General features: G+C 74.4%; 18 protein-coding genes and 1 riboswitch. Of the genes, 3 read left to right on the top strand and 15 right to left on the bottom strand.

Annotated elements, in window-relative coordinates:
* Complete coding sequence (gene mtrA / locus JT1_RS02000; protein WP_068322526.1) at positions 1–678, bottom strand: MtrAB system response regulator MtrA; 678 nt, start codon at positions 676–678, stop codon at positions 1–3.
* An 87-nt stretch (positions 679–765) separates the two neighbouring features.
* A riboswitch (guanidine-III (ykkC-III) riboswitch) is annotated at positions 766–831 on the top strand.
* Positions 832–841: 10 nt separating this feature from the next.
* On the opposite strand from mtrA, the gene JT1_RS19115 reads away from it, so the two are divergent.
* Positions 842–1,366, top strand: a complete 525-nt coding sequence (locus tag JT1_RS19115) for an SMR family transporter (protein WP_082807401.1) — start codon at positions 842–844, stop codon at positions 1,364–1,366.
* Between the two features lie 63 nt (positions 1,367–1,429).
* Here JT1_RS19115 and ahcY read toward each other — a convergent pair whose 3' ends face one another.
* The 7 genes from ahcY to JT1_RS01960 form a co-directional block, all read right to left on the bottom strand.
* Positions 1,430–2,878, bottom strand: a complete 1,449-nt coding sequence (gene ahcY / locus JT1_RS01990; RefSeq protein WP_068322152.1) for an adenosylhomocysteinase — start codon at positions 2,876–2,878, stop codon at positions 1,430–1,432.
* A 119-nt stretch (positions 2,879–2,997) separates the two neighbouring features.
* Positions 2,998–3,960, bottom strand: coding sequence for a DUF808 domain-containing protein (locus JT1_RS01985; protein WP_068322149.1), 963 nt, complete (start codon positions 3,958–3,960; stop codon positions 2,998–3,000).
* A 90-nt stretch (positions 3,961–4,050) separates the two neighbouring features.
* Entirely contained in the window at positions 4,051–5,475 is a 1,425-nt protein-coding gene (locus JT1_RS01980) for a mycothione reductase (RefSeq protein WP_068322147.1), read from the bottom strand.
* The gene (locus JT1_RS01975; protein WP_068322144.1) at positions 5,472–6,650 is read right to left on the bottom strand and encodes an SIS domain-containing protein; all 1,179 of its coding nucleotides are present in this window, start codon (positions 6,648–6,650) and stop codon (positions 5,472–5,474) included. Before JT1_RS01975 ends, JT1_RS01980 begins: the two co-directional genes overlap by 4 nt.
* Before the next feature lie 4 nt (positions 6,651–6,654).
* Entirely contained in the window at positions 6,655–6,846 is a 192-nt protein-coding gene (locus JT1_RS01970; RefSeq protein ID WP_068322520.1) for a Trm112 family protein, read from the bottom strand.
* A gap of 2 nt (positions 6,847–6,848) precedes the next feature.
* Complete coding sequence (locus JT1_RS01965) at positions 6,849–8,282, bottom strand: phosphomannomutase/phosphoglucomutase (RefSeq protein ID WP_068322140.1); 1,434 nt, start codon at positions 8,280–8,282, stop codon at positions 6,849–6,851.
* Between the two features lie 66 nt (positions 8,283–8,348).
* Positions 8,349–8,732 (bottom strand): DUF3499 domain-containing protein, encoded by a 384-nt coding sequence (locus tag JT1_RS01960; RefSeq protein WP_068322134.1) that lies wholly within the window; start codon positions 8,730–8,732, stop codon positions 8,349–8,351.
* A 71-nt stretch (positions 8,733–8,803) separates the two neighbouring features.
* Between JT1_RS01960 and JT1_RS01955 the strand changes: the two genes are divergently transcribed.
* Positions 8,804–9,202, top strand: a complete 399-nt coding sequence (locus tag JT1_RS01955) for a metallopeptidase family protein (protein WP_245634770.1) — start codon at positions 8,804–8,806, stop codon at positions 9,200–9,202.
* Between the two features lie 25 nt (positions 9,203–9,227).
* Here the strand turns inward: JT1_RS01955 and JT1_RS01950 are convergent, their stop codons facing one another.
* The 3 genes from JT1_RS01950 to JT1_RS01940 are packed head-to-tail and all read right to left on the bottom strand — an operon-like array spanning position 9,228 to position 14,040.
* Positions 9,228–10,697 carry a DUF5719 family protein gene (locus JT1_RS01950; RefSeq protein ID WP_068322129.1) on the bottom strand — a complete coding sequence of 490 codons (1,470 nt, stop codon included), beginning with the start codon at positions 10,695–10,697 and terminating at the stop codon, positions 9,228–9,230.
* A complete protein-coding gene (locus JT1_RS01945; RefSeq protein ID WP_169701794.1) occupies positions 10,694–13,762 on the bottom strand; it encodes a glycosyltransferase in 3,069 nt (1,022 codons plus the stop codon). Before JT1_RS01945 ends, JT1_RS01950 begins: the two co-directional genes overlap by 4 nt.
* A 14-nt stretch (positions 13,763–13,776) precedes the next feature.
* Entirely contained in the window at positions 13,777–14,040 is a 264-nt protein-coding gene (locus JT1_RS01940; protein ID WP_068322119.1) for a WhiB family transcriptional regulator, read from the bottom strand.
* Between the two features lie 183 nt (positions 14,041–14,223).
* Between JT1_RS01940 and JT1_RS01935 the strand changes: the two genes are divergently transcribed.
* Positions 14,224–15,126 (top strand): 2-phospho-L-lactate transferase CofD family protein, encoded by a 903-nt coding sequence (locus JT1_RS01935; protein WP_082807399.1) that lies wholly within the window; start codon positions 14,224–14,226, stop codon positions 15,124–15,126.
* Between the two features lie 23 nt (positions 15,127–15,149).
* On the opposite strand, the gene JT1_RS01930 is transcribed toward JT1_RS01935, so the two are convergent.
* Genes JT1_RS01930 through JT1_RS01915 form a run of 4 tightly spaced genes read right to left on the bottom strand, consistent with a single transcriptional unit; the run spans position 15,150 to position 19,870 of the window.
* On the bottom strand, positions 15,150–16,076 hold the full coding sequence (locus JT1_RS01930; RefSeq protein WP_068322113.1) for a DNA-3-methyladenine glycosylase family protein: 927 nt from the start codon (positions 16,074–16,076) through the stop codon (positions 15,150–15,152).
* A 10-nt stretch (positions 16,077–16,086) separates the two neighbouring features.
* A complete protein-coding gene (locus tag JT1_RS01925) occupies positions 16,087–16,935 on the bottom strand; it encodes a class I SAM-dependent methyltransferase (protein WP_068322110.1) in 849 nt (282 codons plus the stop codon).
* A gap of 11 nt (positions 16,936–16,946) precedes the next feature.
* Positions 16,947–17,936 carry a lysylphosphatidylglycerol synthase domain-containing protein gene (locus JT1_RS01920; protein WP_068322107.1) on the bottom strand — a complete coding sequence of 330 codons (990 nt, stop codon included), beginning with the start codon at positions 17,934–17,936 and terminating at the stop codon, positions 16,947–16,949.
* Positions 17,933–19,870, bottom strand: a complete 1,938-nt coding sequence (locus JT1_RS01915) for a glycosyltransferase family 4 protein (RefSeq protein ID WP_068322104.1) — start codon at positions 19,868–19,870, stop codon at positions 17,933–17,935. Before JT1_RS01915 ends, JT1_RS01920 begins: the two co-directional genes overlap by 4 nt.
* Between the last annotated feature and the right edge of the window lie 22 nt (positions 19,871–19,892).

The following is a 19,892-nucleotide window of genomic DNA, read 5'->3' as shown; positions in this document are numbered from 1 at the left end:
TCAGGACGGCCCCGCCTTGTACCCGACACCCCGGACGGTGACGACGATCTGCGGGTTCTCCGGGTCGTGCTCGATCTTGCTGCGCAGGCGCTGGACGTGGACGTTCACCAGACGGGTGTCGCCCGCGTGCCGGTAGCCCCACACCTGCTCGAGGAGGACCTCGCGGCTGAAGACCTGCCACGGCTTGCGGGCCAGGGCCACGAGCAGGTCGAACTCCAGCGGCGTCAGGCCGAGCGACTGGTCACCGCGCTTGACGGAGTGGCCGGCGACGTCGATCGTCAGGTCGCCGATCGTCAGGCGCTCGGGCTCGGGCTCGTCACCACGACGCAGCCGGGCGCGCAGCCGGGCGATGAGCTCCTGCGGCTTGAAGGGCTTGACGATGTAGTCGTCGGCACCGGACTCGAGGCCGACGACGACGTCGACGGTGTCGGTCCGGGCGGTGAGCATGACGATCGGCACGCCCGACTCCTGGCGCAGCCGGCGGCAGATCTCGATCCCGTCCATGCCGGGCAGCATGACGTCGAGGAGCACCAGGTCCGGTCGGGACTCGTGGAAGGCATCGAGCGCACGCGCGCCGTCCGCGACGTGTGCGACGTCCAGCCCCTCCTTGCGCAGCACGATCCCGAGCATCTCGGCCAGTGCCTGGTCGTCGTCGACGACGAGGACGCGTCCCTTCACCTTGATCCCTTTCACACGGTGTCGCTGCCCGCCAATCATCACACAGCGGGCTGCCGGGCCCGGGTACCCGTGCGGCTCGTCTGGTCGGCGAGGCCCGCGACCGGGCCTGCGGACGAGGGAGCCGTACCCGCACCACGACACGACGGACTCAGCAAGGAACTTCATGTCCTGGCTCGTCCTCGTCGTCTCGGGGATGCTCGAGGCCGTCTGGGCCACCGCCAGCACGGCCGGCCTCGCGTGGGCGATGACCACGATCCCCACCGGCACGGCCTACGCCGTCTGGGTGGGCACCGGCGCGACCCTCACCGTCGTGTGGTCCATGGCGAAGGGGGACGAGCTCGCCTCCCGCGCCCGCACCACTCTGCTCGTCCTGCTCGTCAGCGCGGTCTTCGAGGCGGTGTGGGCGACGGCCCTGGGGCGGTCCGACGGGCTCAGCAGACCGCTCCCGACCGTCATCTTCGTCCTCACCCTCGCGATCAGCATGGGCGGGCTCGGCGTCGCCGTCCGGTCGATCCCCATCGGCACCGACTACGCCGTCTGGACGGGGGTCGGCGCCGCGCTCACCGTCACCTGGGCCGTGGTGACCGGCGACGAGCCCTTCTCCCCCGTCAGGGCCCTGCTCGTCGCGGGCATCATCGCCGCCGTCATGGGCCTCAAGCTCGTCCCCGCCCGCGAGCCCAGCGGCTGACGAGAGCGCGAGGGGCCGCCGTCCGTGTCGGACGGCGGCCCCTCGCGGCCCACGGGTCGGCGCTCAGTAGCGGTAGTGCTCCGGCTTGTACGGCCCGGCGACGTCGACGCCGAGGTACTCGGCCTGGCCCTTGGTCAGCTCGGTGAGCTCGACACCGAGGGCGTCGAGGTGCAGGCGGGCGACCTTCTCGTCGAGGTGCTTGGGCAGCGTGGTGACGGACGGCTTGCCCTCGTCGTCGACGTACTCGTCGGCCTTGGCGAAGAGCTCGATCTGGGCGATCGTCTGGTTGGCGAAGGAGTTGCTCATGACGAAGCTCGGGTGCCCCGTGGCGTTGCCGAGGTTCATCAGGCGGCCCTCGGACAGCACGATGATCGAGTGCCCGTCGGCGAAGGTCCACTCGTGGACCTGCGGCTTGATCTCGATCTTGGTGACGCCCTCGATGCGCGCCAGGCCGGCCATGTCGATCTCGTTGTCGAAGTGACCGATGTTGGAGACGATCGCCTTGTTCTTCATCGAGGCCATGTGCTCGGCGGTGATGACGTCGTAGCAGCCGGTCGTCGTGACGAAGATGTCGCCGTAGGTGGCGGCCTTGTCCATCGTGGTGACCTCGAAGCCCTCCATCGCGGCCTGCAGCGCGCAGATGGGGTCGACCTCGGTCACGACGACCCGGGCGCCCTGGCCGGCGAGCGCGCTCGCGACACCCTTGCCGACGTCGCCGTAGCCCGCGACGACCGCGACCTTGCCGCCGATCAGCACGTCGGTGGCGCGGTTGAGGCCGTCGAGGACGGAGTGGCGGGTGCCGTACTTGTTGTCGAACTTGCTCTTGGTCACCGCGTCGTTGACGTTGATGGCCGGGAAGAGCAGCTCGCCGGCCTCGGCGAGCTGGTAGAGGCGGTGGACACCGGTCGTGGTCTCCTCGGTGACGCCCTTGATGCGAGCGGCCACGGTCGTCCACTTCTGCGGGTCCGCCTCCAGGGTGCGGCGCACGAGCGCCTTGAAGACCGTGAACTCCTCGGAGTCCTCCTCGGTGGTGGGCGGCACCTGTCCGGCGGCCTCCCACTCCTTGCCCTTGTGGACGAGCATCGTCGCGTCGCCACCGTCGTCGAGGATCATGTTGGGACCCTCGTCGTCGGCCCAGGTGAGGATCTGCTCGGTGCAGTCCCAGTACTCCTCGAGGGTCTCGCCCTTCCAGGCGAAGACCGGGACACCCTGGGGGTCCTCGGGGGTGCCGGCGCCGACGACGATCGCCGCGGCGGCCTCGTCCTGGGTCGAGTAGATGTTGCAGCTGGCCCAACGGACCTCGGCGCCGAGCGCCGTGAGGGTCTCGATGAGGACCGCGGTCTGCACGGTCATGTGGAGGGAGCCGGCGATCTTGGCGCCCGCAAGCGGCGCCGAACCAGCGAATTCTTCGCGCAGGCTCATGAGGCCCGGCATCTCGTGCTCGGCGAGACGGATCTGGTGACGGCCGGCCTCGGCGAGGCCCAGGTCGGCGACCTTGTAGTCGAAGGACACGTGAAACTCCTGTGACAGGTGTGGGATCGGACCCGGCGCGGCCCTTCTGGGCTCTCGCGGGGCATCACCCACGCCGGCTCACAGCAGTGTAGGCGCTGGGCCCCGGTGCGCGGGTCGCGTCAGTGCGCGGCGTGCGCGCCCTCGTCCTTCTTCCCGAAGGGCAGCACGTGCATGACGGCGACGACGACGGCACCGACGAGGCCACCGAGGACCGCCGAGGCGACGGTGTTGGTCAACCAGCCGAGCGCACCCCCGAGTGCGCCGGTCGCCTCGTGCACGACCTCCTCGAGGTGGTGGACGAGCTCGTAGGGCTGCGGCAGCCAGCCGGTCTCGTCGAGGCCGACGAGGATGATGTGTCCACCGACCCAGATCATCGCGGCGACGCCGACGACGGACAGCACCGTGAGCAGCTTGGGCATGCCCGTGACGAGGCCACGACCCAGGGTCTGCGCGAAGCCTGACTCCCTCTGCGTGAGGGCCAGACCGATGTCGTCCATCTTCACGATGAGGGCGACGGTGCCGTAGACGACGAACGTGATGGCGATGGCCACGGCGACCATGACCGCGAGCAGGTACCAGAAGGAGTCGTTGAGCCCCTCGTCCAGGACGGCCTTGAGCGAGATGACCATGATCTCCGCGGACAGGATGAAGTCCGTGGTCACCGCACCCTTGACGATCGTCTCCTCGTCGGCGGGCCGTGGCTCGGCGTGCGCACCGTCGTCGTGCCCGGCGATCTTCTCCCAGATCTTCTCGGCGCCCTCGAAGCACAGGTAGGTGCCGCCGAGCATGAGCAGGGGCGAGAGCAGCCAGGGCAGGAAGGCGTTGAGCAGCAGGATCGCCGGGACGATGAAGACGAGCTTGTTGCGCAGCGAGCCGATGGTGATCCGCTTGATGATCGGCAGCTCGCGCTTGGGGTCCAGGCCCTCGACGTAGCGCGGTGTGACGGCGGTGTCGTCGACGACGACGCCCGCGGCCTTGACGCTCGCCCGGCCGGAGGCGGCCGCCACGTCGTCGATGGACGCCGCTGCGGCACGGGCCAGGACGGAGATGTCGTCGAGAAGCGCGACGAGGCCGCCGCTCATCGCAGGGGCCCGGGGGTCACGTGGGTCGTCAGCACGTGCACAGCGTAGCCAGCACACGCCGGCGCCCGGCCTCCAGCCACGCCGAGACGCTCACGCCATCGGTGGCGACTCGAGGACGTCCTCGGCCGGGTTGAGCTCGAGGCCGAGCAGCGCGTTCTCGACGACCTCGGTCAGGGCCGGGTGGATCCAGTACTGACCCCGGACCATGTCGGCGACGGGCTGGTCGAAGGCCATCATCTGGATGAGCGGCTGCACGAGCGTGGAGGCCTGGGGGCCGAGGATGTGTCCCCCGACGAGGGCGCCGGTCCGCCGGTCGGCGATGACCTTGCACACGCTCGTCGTGTCCTCCATGGCCCAGCCGTAGGCCGTGTCGCCGTACCGCTGCACCTTGACGGTGACGTCGATGCCCCGCTCGACGGCCTCGGCCTGGGTCAGGCCCACCGAGGCGATCTGGGGGTGGGTGAAGACGGCGGCCGGCACGGCGTCGTGGTCGAAGGCCCGCAGGTCGTCCGGGTGCGCCAGGTTGTGCGCCACGGCGCGGGCCTCCTGGTTGGCCACGTGCTTGAGCTGGAAGGGGGAGCTGGCGTCCCCGAGGGACCACACGCCGTCGACGCTGGTCCGGCCGTACTCGTCGACGACGACGCGGCCGTCGTCGTGGACGTCCACCCCGGCCGCCTCGAGCCCGAGGTCGTCCGTGCTGGGTGCCCGGCCAGCGGCGACGAGGACGGCGTCGACCTCGACCCTCGACCCGTCGGACAGGGTGGCGGTGATGCCCCCTTCGTCGCGAGTGAGGTCCGTGACGGTCGTCCCGCTGCGCACGTCCCACTGCTCGCGCGCGGCCGCGGTGAAGGCCCGGGAGATGTCCTCGTCGAGGTGGCGCAGCAGCGTGTCGCTGCGCACCGCGAGGACCACCTGGGTGCCGAAGGCGGAGAAGACGTGCGCCATCTCGGCGGCGATGTAGCCCCCACCGATGACGAGCATCCGCCCGGGCAGCTCGGGCAGCCGCATGACGCTGTCGGAGGTGTGCAGGGTGACCCCCGCGCGGGCGGCCGCCTGCGCCAGCTCGTCAGGGACCACCGGGTGCGACCCGGTGGCGATGACGACCTGCCCGGCCCGCACGTCCTGCGTGCTGCCGTCGGGCATCTCGACCGACAGGGTCCGCGGTCCCGTGAACCTCGCGTGGCCGCGCAGCAGGTGGACGTCCTCGTCGTCGCGGCGGTAGGCCTCACCGGCGGCCGCGATCGGGTCGATCCGACCGAAGACGCGGTCGCGCACGTCGGTGAAGCGCACCCGCTCGAGCGTCGCGTCGACGCCGAGGCGTCCCCCTTCGCGCACGGCCGTGGCGATCTCCGCGACGTGGACGAACATCTTGGTCGGGATGCACCCGACGTTGAGGCAGGTGCCCCCGAAGACGTCACCGCCCTCGATCATCGCGAAGGTGCGGTCCGCGAGGTCATCGGTCAGCAGGCTGTTGCCCGATCCGCTGCCGATGACGGCGATGTCGACGTCGATCACTCGGTGGCCTTCCGTGGGAGGTGGAGGTCGGAGATGCCGGGGGCGGTGGCCGGGTCGAGCCCGTGCCCGATGGCGAGGTAGGTCGCGGCGTAGTCGGTGAGCGCGACGAGCTCCGCGAGGCGCTCGAGGTCGTGGCCCGGGCGGGCGGTGTGCTCGAGCACCCGCACCCCGGTCGTGCGGGCGTGGTCGGCGACCGACTGCGCGGTGTTGTGCCGTTCGACCTCCATCGGGTCGGCGTCGTCCGCGGGCACGGGGTCCCGCAGGAGCAGCAGCCCGAGCTGCGGCCCCGACGGGCCGTCCAGGTAGGGGTCGGCGAAGATGTCCCGACCACCGTCGGGCGCCTGCCGCCCGCGGGCCCACGGCCCGGACAGGCAGGCGACGACCTGCGCGGCGGAGTCGGGCAGGCGCCCCCAGGTGCTCGGGGTGCGTGCCGTCCGCGCGAGCATCGCGCTCGTGCGGCGCGCGGCCACCCCCGTGACGGGGCCGTCCCCGAGCACGACGCCGGCGACGTCCGCGAGGTCGGCGGCCAGCACCTTGGCCGGGTTGACGAAGTGCTCGGCATCGGGCCGGAAGCGCTCCGCCTGCTCGTCGAGCCGGTCGGCGACCCCTGCGAGCACTTTCGGGGCGATGTCGACGACACCACTCCCCGTCACCCCGAGGACGGCACGGGCGGCCATGCCCCACAACGCGGTCCGCGAGTGGCCCACCCCCGGGTCCATGGCCAGGTGGAGGCCGCGGGCGGCGTGGGCGGCCTCCGCGAGCGGGCTGTCGGGTGCACCGATCGTCAGGACGTGGGCGCCGCGTCGCGCGGCCTCGCGCGCTTGGCGCACCGGCCCCTCGGCGCGGCCCGAGCGGGAGATCGCGACGACGAGGTCGAGCGTGCCGACCCAGCCGGGGAGCGGCCCCGACCCGTCGGCCGTCAGGAGCACCGGGCCGCTGCGCGAGACGAGCAGGTCGAGGACCGTCCCGACCGTCTCGGCGCCGCCGACGGCGGCGACGTGCACGGCACGCGGCCGCTCCCCCGCCGTGACGCTCGCGAGATCGGTCTCCGCCGCCAGGGTCAGCGCGCGTCGCACCTGGGCGCCGGCGCCGGCAAGGGCTCGCAGCATGTCGGTCGTGTCGACGGCGGCGCGACGCCCGTCGTCGTCGAGGAGCCCGGTGTCGAAGGGGGGCATCGCCTCAGGCCCGCGGTCGTGCCTCGTCGACGAGGAGGACGGGGATGCCCTCGTCCACCCGGTAGGCCAGACCGCAGTCCGGACCGGTGCACACCAGCTCGGGCCCCTGTGCCCCGGTCTCGTCGCGCAGCTCGGCGCGGCACGCGGGGCAGCGCAGGATCTCCCGCAGCCAGGGCTCGATGGTCGACTCGCTCATGGTCATGCCTCCCGGATCGTCGTCAGGACATCGTCCCGCACCCGGGCCATGGTCGCCTCGTCGGCGGCCTCGACGTTCAGGCGCAGCAGCGGCTCGGTGTTGCTCGGCCGCAGGTTGAACCACCACATCGGCTCGCGGTCGGTGGCCGGGTGGGTCACGGTGAGGCCGTCGAGCTCGTCGACGACCGCACCGTCGGTGACGTGGCGCCCGCGTACCACCTCGGTGACGGCGGCGGCGTCCGCGACCGTGGAGTTGATCTCGCCGGAGGCGACGTACCGCTCGAAGGGAGCCATGACCTCGCTGAGGGGCCGGTCGGTCTCCCCGAGGGCGGCGAGCACGTGCATCGCCGCGAGCATGCCCGTGTCGGCGAACCAGAAGTCGCGGAAGTAGTAGTGCGCGGAGTGCTCGCCGCCGAAGACCGCGTCGTGCTCGCTCATGTCGGCCTTGACGTACGAGTGCCCGACGCGCGTGCGGACCGGTCGGGCGCCGTCCTCGCCGATGATCTCGGGGACCGCGGCGGAGGTGATCGCGTTGTGGACGATCGAGATCTCCGCAAGGTCGCGGCCAGCAGCGACCTCACGGGCGATCTCGCGCCGGGCGATCATCGCGGTGATCGCGCTCGGGCTGATCGGGTCACCGTGCTCGTCGACGACGAAGCACCGGTCGGCGTCGCCGTCGAAGGCGATGCCGATGTCGGCCCCGTGGCTGCGCACGCGCGCCTGGAGGTCGACGAGGTTCTTGGGGTCGAGCGGGTTCGCCTCGTGGTTGGGGAAGGTCCCGTCCAGCTCGAAGTACATCGGGTCGATCGTCAGGGGCAGCTCGGGCAGGCCCGAGCGCGTCCCGAGGACCGCGGGGACGGTGAGCCCCCCCATGCCGTTGCCGGCGTCGACCGTGACCCGCAGCGGGCGCGAGCCCGACAGGTCGACGAGACCGCGCAGGAAGGCGGCGTAGTCGGCGAGGACGTCGCGCTCGGTGACCGCGCCGGGCGTCACGCCGTCGAAGGCCGAGACGCCCGCGTCGAGGTGCTCCTGGGCGAGGTCGCGGACCTGCGCCAAGCCGCTCTCCTGGCCGACCGGCCGCGCGCCCGCGCGGCAGAACTTGATGCCGTTGTACCGGGCCGGGTTGTGGCTCGCGGTGAACATCGCACCGGGCAGGCCGAGGGCCCCGCTCGCGTAGTAGAGCCCGTCCGTGCTGGCCAGGCCGATGAGGATCGCGTCGACGCCCCGGGCGGTGATGCCCCGGGCCAGGGCGTCGACGAGCTCCGGAGAGCTCGGGCGCATGTCGTGGCCGATGACGACCGCCGGGGCGCCCTCGGCGATGGCGACGACCTCGGCGAAGGCCGCGCCCAGTGCGTGCGCGACGTCGATGTTGAGCTGGTCGGGCACGAGGCCCCGCACGTCGTAGGCCTTGACGAAGTCGGCGAGCTGGATGGTCACGGGCAGCAGCCTAGTTCGCGACCGCGTGCCGGGCGTGCGCCGGTCCTGCAGCGCCGGGTCGGGCGCTCAGTCGCGGTCGCGCAGCACGCGCAGGTGGCCGCGCCGACCGGTCTCGGTGACGCTCGCGGGCTCCGGACGCGCGGTCGTGGCGATGCCGCGGGTCCGCTCCGAGTCGGTCATCGGCTCGGGGCGCCGACGGACCACCTCGGCGAGGGCCACGAGGTCGTCGTAGGTGGCCGGGGCGGGCTGGTCCGTGGAGAGCCGCACGACGTCCCAGCCGCGCGGCGCGGTGAGGCGCTGGGCGTGGTCCTGGCACAGGTCGTAGGCGTGCGGCTCGGCGTAGGTGGCGAGGGGCCCGAGGACGACCGTGGAGTCGGAGTAGACGTACGTGAGGGTCCCGGAGGCCGGTCGTGCGCAGGCGGCACGGGAGCACTGGCGGGAGACGGTCACCCGTGCAGGCTAGGCCACGCAGGAGAGGATCGGTGACGCCACGCCGCACCGGGGCACCTACGATCGGGAGGGTGAGTCGTCATCGGGATCGTCGTGGCCGCGGCCTGCGCGGACCGCTCGCCCAGCCGGCCGTGCCGGCGATGGCGACCCGCGCAGAGGCCTTCGACGACCTCGTCGTGGACACCGCGCAGCGCTTCCGCCGGGTCCTGGGCCGACGGTGGGACGACGTGGAGTTCGCCGTCGAGGACATCCCCCCGTCCGACCCGGCCCGCTGGGAGGAGGGGGTCCCCCTCGCCAGGTTGTGGCCCGCCGAAGGGAGGTTGCCCGCCCGGATCGTCGTCTACCGGCGACCGGTCGAGACGATCGCGCGCGGGAGCGACCCGGTCGACGTGGTCCACGAGGTGATGGTCGAGCAGGTCGCGCTCCTGCTCGGCGTCGACCCGGACGAGGTGGACCCCGAGCGCCGCTGACCGCCCCCCGGGTCCGCAGCGAGCCTCAGCGGGCCTGCACGACCGGCACGTCGCGCACCGTGACGCGCGAGGGCAGCACGGGGATCGAGGTCGTCTCGGCCCGGGCGCCCTGCTCCCTGCCGATGAGCAGGACCGCCGCGTGCACACGACCGTCCGTCGGACGCACCCAGACGGCGCTCGCCCGACCGATCGACAGGGCCTTGCTGCGGCCGGCCTCGAGGTCGACCTCGCGGGTCGTGATCTCGCCGTCGCGCAGGACGAGCAGGTCGGCGGTGGCCGCCTCCTCGTCGGCGGTCACCTCGACGAAGCGCCGCACGTCGCTCGAGGGGGAGGTCGGCAGGGCCGCTCCCCCGAGCGTGCCGATGGCGGGGGTGGCGACCGACCACGCCATGTCCCTGCGCCCGCCGGAGTCCTCGGTGGAGACGTGGGCGGCGGCCACGACCGGCTCGTCGGACTCGACGACCCAGGAGTGCACGCCCGGCGACTCGGGCAGCGCGACGTCGACGGCCCGGCCCGCGGGGATGGTGCGCACGCCGGCGCTGCGGGCCCGCTCCTCGCCGACGGCGCGCACCTCGACGACCGCGTCCTGGTCACCCGGCGCCGCGAGGACGATGCCCCGCCGTGCGCCGTTGGCGTTGCCCGGGACGACGAGTCGTCGCGCGGGGGCAGCAGTCGGCCCGACGAGCTCGACCCCGGCGGGCGTCAGCCCGTCGGTGTGGTGGTCGACGAGGGTCGGGACGACGAGGCCATCGGTGGCACTCACGTGGACCGCCTGCGGGGCGTCCGTACCGCCGACCGCGTCGAGGAGGACGACGCTGCGGCCGTGCGCGGGGACGACGACGGAGCGGCCGCGGTCCTCCCCCTTCGCCCCGACGGGCTCGATGCGGGTCGTGACGGGATTGGCCCCGGGGTTGGTGAGGACGAGCCGCTCCTGGCGGCCCTTGTCGCCACCGCCGCCGACGAGCCACGCGTCGGCGGTCGCGGTGCCGCAGGGCTGCGCGGCCAGGCCCTGGACGCTCTCGCCCGAGGCAACGAAGCCCTCGGTCGCCACGAGCCCCGGGGCCCGCTCCTGCGTGGCGCGCACCCGCACCGGGCGCGACCCCAGGTCGCGGGTCGACTCGCTCGTCGGTCCGCTGCGCGGCTCGGCGTCAGGGGTCGGGGCCGGCTCGCCCCGCAGGTCCTCGACCGTGATCGTGCCCGGCTCGCCGGGCGGGGTGATGACCCCGTCGAGCACCTGCGCAGGTGCGGCGTGGGCCACGACGCCCCCCGTGAGGTCGACGTCGGGCGCGCCCTCGACACCGGCGAAGGGGTCACCCGGGCAGTACGTGCTCGTGAGGCTCGTCGCGATCGAGGGCGCCCCCACCGGCGGGGACGCCTGGGGGGCCACCGCGCCGAGCCGGTCGGCCCCGAGGACAACGCCGGTCGCCGCGGCGCCCACCACGACGACGCGTGCGGCGGCCGGCAGCCAGGCCGAGCGGGCGGGGCGCGGGCTCATCGCTGCTCCTCCTCGTCGGGCTCGACGCGCCGTTCGGTCGGCAGGGCGAGGTAGAGGGCGAGCAGCAGCGCGGCGCCCTGACCGACCTTCCACCACGGGTGGCCGGCGCCGACGGCGACGCTCACCTCGTCGGTGCGCTCGGGCAGCTCGTAGGTCGGGACGGCGCTGTGGGTCTGCGGCTGCAGCCGGCGCCCGTCGGCGCGCACCTCGACGCGGTCGCTCCAGTCAAGGGACTCGGCGATGACGAGCTCCTCCCCGCTCGGGACCTCGACGGGGCCGTCGGTGTCGGCGTGGGCCCCCGAGGCGAGGACGGGGTGGCTGCCGTCCTGCGAGGTGACCCGCAGCCGGGAGGGGAGGGCGCCGTCGGTCTCCTCGGCGCGGACCGCCCAGGTGATCGAGCCCGCGCTCGAGCCGAGGCGCGCCAGACCGGGCGCGGCGTCGACGAGGCGGCGCTGGGACTCGCTGGGGTCGACGACGACGACGTGCGAGACGGCGTGCCGCGCGAGGACGTCGCCCGGGGAGCCCTCGCCCTCGCCGACCCCGAGGAGCTGGGCCACGGCGGAGGCCACCTGCTCCTCGCCGGGGACGGGACGCGTGGCGGGGGGCAGGTCGCGCACGAGCTCTCCCGGCTCCGCACCGACGAGCCGGTAGCGGACGCCGGCGGGAGCGGGCTCCACGACGAGGGTGCGGGAGGCCGAGGGGCCCTCCGCGGCGGCGACGGCGACGAGCGGCCGCGGGTCGCGCCAGGTCGTCAGGTCGTCGCCGTAGGAGTGCTGGCCGACGACGACCGCGCTGCCGATGGCCGCGACCGGCAGGGCGAGCGCCGGCAGGACGAGCCAACGCCGGTGCCCACCCGAGCGCAGTCGCGCGGGCAGGACGTCGGCGGCCAGGAGCACCGCGACGAGCGCCGACCCGACGAGCAGGATCTGCCCGGTGCCGGCCCAGGGCGTGATCTCGCTGCCCGCGTCGACGGACCCGGAGGGGCGGTAGCCGATGACGACGCGGGGCGCGGCCACGGCCGCGGCGAGGCCGACGAGCGCGACGACGGCCGCGACCCAGGTACCCGGTCGGCGGCCCGGGACGAGCAGCGCGAGGAGCCCCAGGGCGAGGATCGCGGCGGTCCACCACGTCGTCGCGGCGCCGCCGTCGAGCTGCCCGAGGGCGAGCTGCGGCGCGGGAGTGGTCACCGGGGCGTCGGTGAGGCCCCATCCGGCGAGCAGGCGCCGCGGGTGGTCACGCAGGGTGAGCAACCAGGGCCCGAGGAGGAGCACGGGGGTGACCGCGAGGACGATGCCCCGCACCCGTCGGCGCGCGTCGCCGACGAGGAGCAGCGCGACCCCGACGACGACGAGCACCGGCAGGACGAAGGGAGCGACCGTCGCCAGCAGGGTGGCCCACAGGGCTGTCCGCACGCCGTCGCTGAAGGACGAGCACCCCCGGGCGGCGCGGGCGACGCCGGCGACGACACGCGGCAGCAGGACCAGCAGGAGGAGGGCACCGACCCGCCCTTCGCCCACGGCGAGCGCGGCGGGGACGGTCGTCACCCACGCGAGCGCCGCGGCAGCCCGCAGCCACCTGCGGTCGGTGAAGGTGGCTGTGGCCGACCACGCGACGACGGCCGCGACCGGGAGCGCCAGGATGACGAGGAGCGCGAGGACGAGACCCGCCGGCGACTGCCCGGAGCCGAGGCCGGGGATCCAGCCGACGACCCGGGCGAGCGCGGCGAGGACGACGAGCGCCGGGCTCTGCTCGGCCCCGTCACCCCAGCCCTGGCCGTGCCAGGCCATCCACCACGAGTCCCAGAGCTGCCCGGCCGTGGCCCGACCGCCCGCGAGCTCGCCCCCGACGAGACCGGCGTCCGGTCGGTGCCGCAGCTCACCGGTGATGTGCCGGGCCGACCACGCCGAGAAGGCGGTGACCCCGATGACGAGCCAGGGCAGCGGGTGGGTGAGCCAGCGCCCACCGCGCTCGACCTCGAGCGAGCGGGCCTCGACGCCCGTGTGCCGCCGGGCGCTCCCCCGCGCGTCGTCCACCAGTCGGCGACGGGCATCGGCGGAGGTGACGAAGAGGGAGTCGAGGTCGCCCCTGGCCACCTCGCGGGGCGCGTGGCCACGCAGGCGGGAGCGCAACCGACGCGGGTCGAGCGTGGCGGGGATGCTCGCGAGCTCCTCCGCCCCCAGCCCGGGCCGCTTCAGGACGACCAGCCCGAGGCCGACGAGCAGGCTGGACACGGCGATCCACAGGGCGAGGAAGGGTGCGGTGACGACGTGCGCGCGGGTGAGGGCGGCGCGTCTCGCCTGACGGCGGTGCTGCGCGCCCGGGCGGCGCTCGGCTGCGGTCGGGCGGACCGCGACGGCGGCTCCGGGCACGAGGACGACGCGCCGCCCGGCGCGCTGCGAGCGCCAGCCGAGGTCGAGGTCGCCGCCGAAGTCGCCCAGGGCCGGGTCGTGGCCGTCGAGGAGCTCGTAGGTGGCCCGGTCGACGAGCAGGCCCTCGAGCGGGGCCGCGACCGCGTCGACATCGGCGTCGTACTGGCCCTGGTCGGTCGTCCCGGCGACGGGATCGGGGACGATGCGTCCCGACCGCGTCACCTGGAGGCCGAAGCGGACGAGGCGGCTCGGGTCCGCCTCGTCGACGAGCTTGGGGGTGGCCATGCCGACGCCCCGCCCCGTCGCGGCGACGAGGCGGCGCAGCGCCTCGGGGTGCGGGCGGGTCCGCGAGGTGAGGATCCAGACGAGGTCCCGGCCGACGTCCGCCCGCGGCAGGCTGTCGATCATCGCCGGCAGGATCCGGCGCAGCCCTCGCCGGGGTCCGAGGGTGGTCGTCAGGACGTCGATGCCGGCGCGGTCGACCGGGGCCAGGAGGTCGCTCGGGTCGTCCAGACCGCCGATCGCGCCGTCGACGAGGAGCAGGCGGTCAGGGAGGCGGTCCTGCGCGAGGAGGGCGCTGAGGACCTGTCCGGCTCCTTCCCTGGTGCGCGCCACCACGACCGCGGTCACGGTCACCGGTGGCGCCGTCGTCCGCCGGGAAGGGGTGGCGGAGGGCGTGGGACTGGGCTGCGTCACGACCTCGCCGACGGTCAGACCGCGCGCTTCTTGAGCTTGCGCCGCTCGCGCTCGGACAGCCCGCCCCAGATGCCGAAGCGCTCGTCGTGCGCCAGGGCGTACTCGAGGCACTCCTGGCGGACGTCACACCCGACACAGACCTTCTTCGCCTCGCGGGTGGATCCGCCCTTCTCGGGGAAGAACGCCTCGGGATCCGTCTGGGCGCAGAGCGATCGCTCCTGCCAGGACAGCTCCGTGTCGTCGGTGGCGTCACCGGTGATCAGCTGAAGTTCGTGCATGGTCCCTCCTCGACCTCGACCCTTGGTCCCATGCCGCTCCCGGACGACGGGGTGACGACACGTCTGTAATTACATGCGTGTCATGCGTGCGTCGTCAAGCCGAGCACGGTATGGAGCGGCGAACGGTCGCCCCGTCTCCCCTCCCCTTCGCCCTCCCCGGCGGCGGCTGAGACCATGTGCCCCATGCGCATCACCGTGATCTCCGGCGGGCCGGCCGGCGCCCGATTCGTCCGCGGTCTCCTGGACCACCTCCGTCATCGGGCCGGCGACGACGAGGTGACCGTCATCGCCAACACCGGGGACGACCTCACGCTGTGGGGACTGCGCGTCCAGCCGGACGTCGATGCCCTGCTGGCCGAGCTCGGCGGCTCCCCCGCCGACCCGTCCTCGGTCGTCGCCGACGAGCTCGTCGCGCTTGACGTCCACCCCCAGTGGTACCCGGTCACCGACCGCGAGGTCGCCACCCACCTCGCCCGGACCGCGTGGCTCGGTCAGGGCGCGACACCGACCGAGGTCACCGCGCGCCTCGCGGTGCGCGCCGGGCTGCCCGACCACGTGCGGGTCCTGCCGATGAGCGACGTCCCGGTCGAGACCCACGCGGTCCTGGACGGCGCCGAGGGCCAGCAGGCGGTCCACGTCCAGCGGTGGCGGCACGAGCTCGGCGCGCCGGCGGCCGTGCGCTTCGTCGTCGCCGGCATGGACCGCGCGGCCGCCGCCCCGGGCGTGCTCGACGCCCTCCGCTCCGCGGACGTCGTCCTGCTCCCGCCGAGCGACCCGGTGCTGTCCGTCGGCATCGTCCTCGGCGTCCCCGGTGTGCGGGACGCGCTGCGCGGGACGTCGGCGCCCGTCGTCGGCGTGAGCCCCGACCTCGCGTCCCTCGGCCCCTCGCTCGCCGCGGTCGGCATCGAGCCCACGTCCGCCGGCGTCGCCGGCCTCTACCAGGACCTCCTCGCCGGCTGGCTCGCGCCCGCGGACGAGGCCCCGGCGCGCGGGTCCCGTTGGACGACGCGGCACGTCGACCTCGGCCGGCCTGCCGAGCAGGTGGCCGCCGACGCCCTCGACCTCGCGCTCGGACTGCGTCCCTGACCCGGTGCGTCGTGGGTGCGCGGCTAGAACCGCGTCGGCAGGTGCGTGGGCAGCGAGCGGCGCGGCCCACGACGCGGCCGGGGGCCGGCGGTGGCGGTGACGACCCGCTGCGCGCGGTACCGGTGGCCGGCGTAGGGGGCGAGGAGCTCGGCCATGCGGTCGTCGTCGCCCACCCGGCCGTCGAGCGCGAGCGTCACGTCCTTGGCCACGTGGTAGTCGCCGAAGCTCGGCGAGTCCGCGTCCCCGAGCGCCCGCTGGGCCACCTCGGCGGCCGTCCAGACGCCGATCCCCGGCAACGAGCGCATCCGGGCGTGCGCCTGCGTCAGCGGCAGGTCCGCGCACTCGTCGAGGCGTCCGGCGACGCCCATGGCCCGCACGACGACGCGCGAGCGGGCCCCGTCGACCCCCGCCCGCAGCCACTCCCAGGACGGGATGCGGGCCCAGTCCGCGGCACTCGGCGGGCAGACGAGCCCCAGCTCCTCCCCCGGCCCGGGCGCCGGCGACCCGAAGCGGCGCACGAGCTGGCGCTGGCTGCTGAAGGCCTCGCGGCCGGTGACCTTCTGCTCGAGCACCGAGCACACGAGCATCTGGGCGACGAGCCCGTTGGCCGGCACCCGCCAGGTCCGCATCCGCGGCCACCCGCGGGCGACGAGGTCGTGGTGGGGCGTGAACCCCATCGGGTCGTCCCGGCCCCCCACGAGGTCCGGCAGGCGATCGAGCATCCACGCCGCGCCGGCACCCCAGGCCGAGGCGAGGACCTCGGCCCCGGCGTCGCGCAGGTGGAGGGTGACCGGGCCGTCGGGCGTCGTCCAGCCGAACCACCAGCCGTCGCGGCCCCTGAGGCTCGTCGGGTCACCCGACCCGCGGACGAAGGGGGGCAGTACCAGGGCGAGGTCGACCGGCGCGGGCGGGCGGTGCCGCCGGACCGTCGCTCCCGGGTGCGTGCTCATCCGGTGCCGGTCAGCGGCGGCGGAAGGTCAGCAGGATGAAGGTGTAGTCGAGGTCGACCCTGGTCCAGTGCACGGGTCGCTCGGTGTGCGCCAGGGCCGCGTCGTCCAGGGTGCCGACGAGCTCGAGGTCGTGCCGCTCGGCCAGCGCCACGAGGTCGCGGATCTCCGCCGGGGAGAAGATGTGGACCTGCGACCCGTAGATCTCCTTGCCGGTCGTGTCCGGCGGGTCCTGGTCGTAGTCGGTCGAGACCGCGAGGACCCCGCCGGGGCGCAGCAGCCGCGCCGACTCGGCGATGAACCCCTCGAGGGGCACGCCGTGCTCGATGACCGACATGCACGTGATGGCGTCGAGGTGGCCACTCGGCAACCCGGTGTCGGTCACGTCTCCGTAGCGGAAGACGACGCCGTCGCGGGTGACCTGCGAGCCGAACTCGAGGTTGATCCCGATGAGCGAGCCCGGCGTGGAGCCGAAGCCGTAGAGCCGCAGCCACGGCAGGACCGGCGAGTAGCGCGCCGAGCCGGCGTCCATGACCCGCGCGCTGCGCGTCCCGTCGTCGACGAGGTCGAGGACGGCGCCGACGGCACCGAGGGCGTCCCAGTTCTTGGGCAGGTCCCGGTGGAGCGGCAGGCGCAGGCGCTTGGCCTCGTCGGCCGCACGCCGCCACGCCGCGGCGTCGGTGAGCACACCGGTCGGGGCGACGGTCGTCGGCGCGGGACGATCCCCCTTCGCCCTGGCCTCGAGGCGCCGCTGGACCGCGACGCGGCCCCAGAGGGCGTGCTCGGCGGCGCGCTTGGCGAGCGCCAGGAGGCGACCACCCGGGGGTGCGGCGACCTGGCCGGAGGAGGTGGAGTCAGACATGGGAGATCACCTTACGGGGCGGGGTCAGGCCCCGTCGGGGCCGAGCCGGGGGGCGAGGGGAGCAGGTGGTGCGACTTCGCCCAGAGCCAGCCGACGGCGGCCCAGACGACGTCGGCGAGGACGGTGAGGAAGCGCGCGACGACGACGACTGCCGTCGCCGCGGAGAAGGGCATCTGGGTCGCGAGGAGCAGGGCGAGCACGCCGTCGCGCACGCCGACGCCGGCCGGCACGACGATGCTGAACATCCCGATGCCGGCGGCGAGGAGGTACCCGGAGACCGCGACGAGCAGCAACCGCGAGGCGTCGGCGTCGTCGGGCGCGACGTTGCGGGCCATGACCCACACGGCCAGTCCGCCGGTGAGCCAGGACGAGGTGAACCACAGGCTGGACAGGCCGACGGCGGCGTGCGTGAGGTCGTGCTCGAGGGGCTCGCGCCGCAGCAGTCGCAGGAGGGTGCGGATGCCCCGGTTGAGCACCGGCGGCCACAGCAGCGCCCCCAGCACGCCGATGATGAGCAGCAGCGACCACCACGGGATGACGGCTTCGCCCCGGGTGAGCAGGACGGGCAGCGCGGGCAGGCCCGCGATCATGCCGGTGAGCGCGGACAGCGCGATGCACAGCAGACCGACGACCGCCGTCCGCCGTCGGGGGACGCCGAGCCGCGCGGCCATGTCGGTCTGGACGACGACCGACCACACCGACCCCGGCAGGTACTTGCCGAGCTGCCCGACGAAGAAGACCCCGCTCGCGGGGGCGATGTGCAGCCGCGATCCGAGGTCGGCCATGAGGACGCGCCAGCCGAGCACGGTGAAGAAGGGCGAGAGCAGCGACAGCGCCGTCGCCGCGAGGAGCGTGACCGGACCGATCCGGCGCAGGTCGCCGCGCACCTCCTCCCAGTTGGAGCGCAGCGCGATCGCCACCACCACGAGGACGAGCAGCAGGAAGCCGATGCGCAGCACGTCGAGGACCCGCTTGCGCGGGCGGCGCGCGGGGGCGCTCATCGCCGCGCGAAGGTGAGGCGCACGAGGGCGTGGGCGGCCTCGGGCTCGGTGCTCACCCTGGACGCGTGGCGCAGCCGGGCGGTGAGGTCCCCGTCCACGTCGCCGACGAGGGTGAAGCCCGCGTCGGCGGCCCGGGCGACGACCGCCCGCAGGTCGGCCGCCCCGCCGACGACGTCGCTCCCGGTGCCGCCGACGGGCAGGGTGAGGCAGAGCAGGCCGCCGGCGCGCAGCGCCCAGCCCGCCTGGGTCAGCGTCTCGTCGATGTCTGCGGCGGACGCGTCGTCGGGGTGCAGACGCGTGATGAGGTCGAGGGTGGCGGTGTCGACGTCGAGGAGCGTCATCGACGACCGGGAGCCCCGCAGCTCGACCTCGACGGGCACGTAGCCGGCGGCCCGGGCCCACCGCCCGAAGGGGGACCCCGCGCCGGAGGCGTCGATGATCAGGGCCTCGCGCCGCCGGTCGTCACGCATGCCGACGAGCACCCCGAGGGCCCCGAGGGCGGCCCACTCCGCGATCGCGTCGCCGCCACGGGGCAGGCCGAGCTCGCGGGCGAGCTCACGGGCGCGGACGGCCTCCTCGTCGTGCGCGAGCACGTCGGTGGCGCGCAGCCAGGACGGGAAGTCGGCCCGACCGAGGTCGAGCCGCGGTCGGCGACGGTCACGGGCGAGCCTGGCGAGCGTCACGAGGTCCTCGGCGCGGTCGGCGACCCGACCCAGGCGCGAGCGCCGGCGCACGACCGGGCGGGCCGTGGGGTCGGCCTGCAGGTCCGCGGCGGCGAGCGCCTCGAGCGAGCCGACGTAGCGGGCCCACGGGGCGTGCAGGTCGGGAGGGGTGATGCCGGCGCGGATGCGCTCGACCTCGGCGGGCTCGCGCAGCCGCTCGAGGACGGCGACGACCGCGTCCTCGTCCGCCGGGGGCACGAGGTAGCCGTCGACCTCGTCGGTGACCTGGTCGCCGAAGGTCCCCACGTCGGACGCGAGTACCGCGAGGCCGTGCTGGTGGGCGAGCAGGACGTTCTGGCTCGCGGTCGCGCTGCGGTAGGTCAGGCCGAGCACGTCGTGCTGCGCGAGGAGGGCGGCGATCCGGTCGGCCGGGACGTAGCCGCTGTGGATGCGCACGCGGTCGCGGAGGGAACGGTGCTCGGCGAGGGTCCGCAGCTCCTCGCCCGCGTCGCCCCAGATCTCGCCGGCGACGGTCAGGGTCACGTCCGGCACGCGCAGCATGGCCCGCATCAGCACGTCGATGCCCTTGTACCCCCGCACCAGGCCGAGCGCGAGGAGCCGGGCGGGGCCGCGGTGCGCGGGGCGCGGGGCGGGGTCACCACCGGGCAGGTGCGGCGGCAGGTCGGTGACGACGACGTGGTCGGCGTCGAGCTCGCGAGCGAGGCGCGACTGCTCGGCGGAGTGGACGAGCACGGCGTCCACGCGCCGGAAGAGGGTCCGCATGAGCGCCGCGTCACCCGGGTGCGGCTCGTGCGGCAGGACGTTGTGCGCGATGACGACGCTGCGCGGGCCCCGTCCGGACATCGCGGTGCGCCCGACGCCGGCGGCCCGCAGCAGCATGAGGTGCAGCGGCACGACCGGCGGGATGACGTGGACGACGATGACGAGGTCGACGTCCCGCAACCGCCGGCCCGCGCTCAGGAGCGTGTCCGGCCGGGCCCACGACAGGGCGCGGACGGTGCGGGGGAAGGGGGGCACGTCCGGGTCCCCCTGGCTCGGGACCGACTGCTCGCCCGGGTAGAAGAAGCTCGGGTAGAGGTGGCTCCACGACACGAGCGTCACGTCGTGGCCGGCGGCCTCGAGCTCGTGGGCGAGGGTCGTCGTGTGCGAGGCCACGCCGCCCTTGTAGGGGTGGGTGGGACCGACGACGGCGATCTTCAGCGAGGCGTCACCGGGACGGTCGCCGGGATCGGGGGCGAGGTGCGCGCTCATCGCGGGCAGCCTATGCGACCTG

The organism is Janibacter terrae NBRC 107853 (assembly GCF_001591405.1).
In the GTDB taxonomy this organism is placed as follows: Bacteria; Actinomycetota; Actinomycetes; order Actinomycetales; family Dermatophilaceae; genus Janibacter; species Janibacter terrae.
This window is presented reverse-complemented; position numbering and strand designations above follow the sequence as displayed.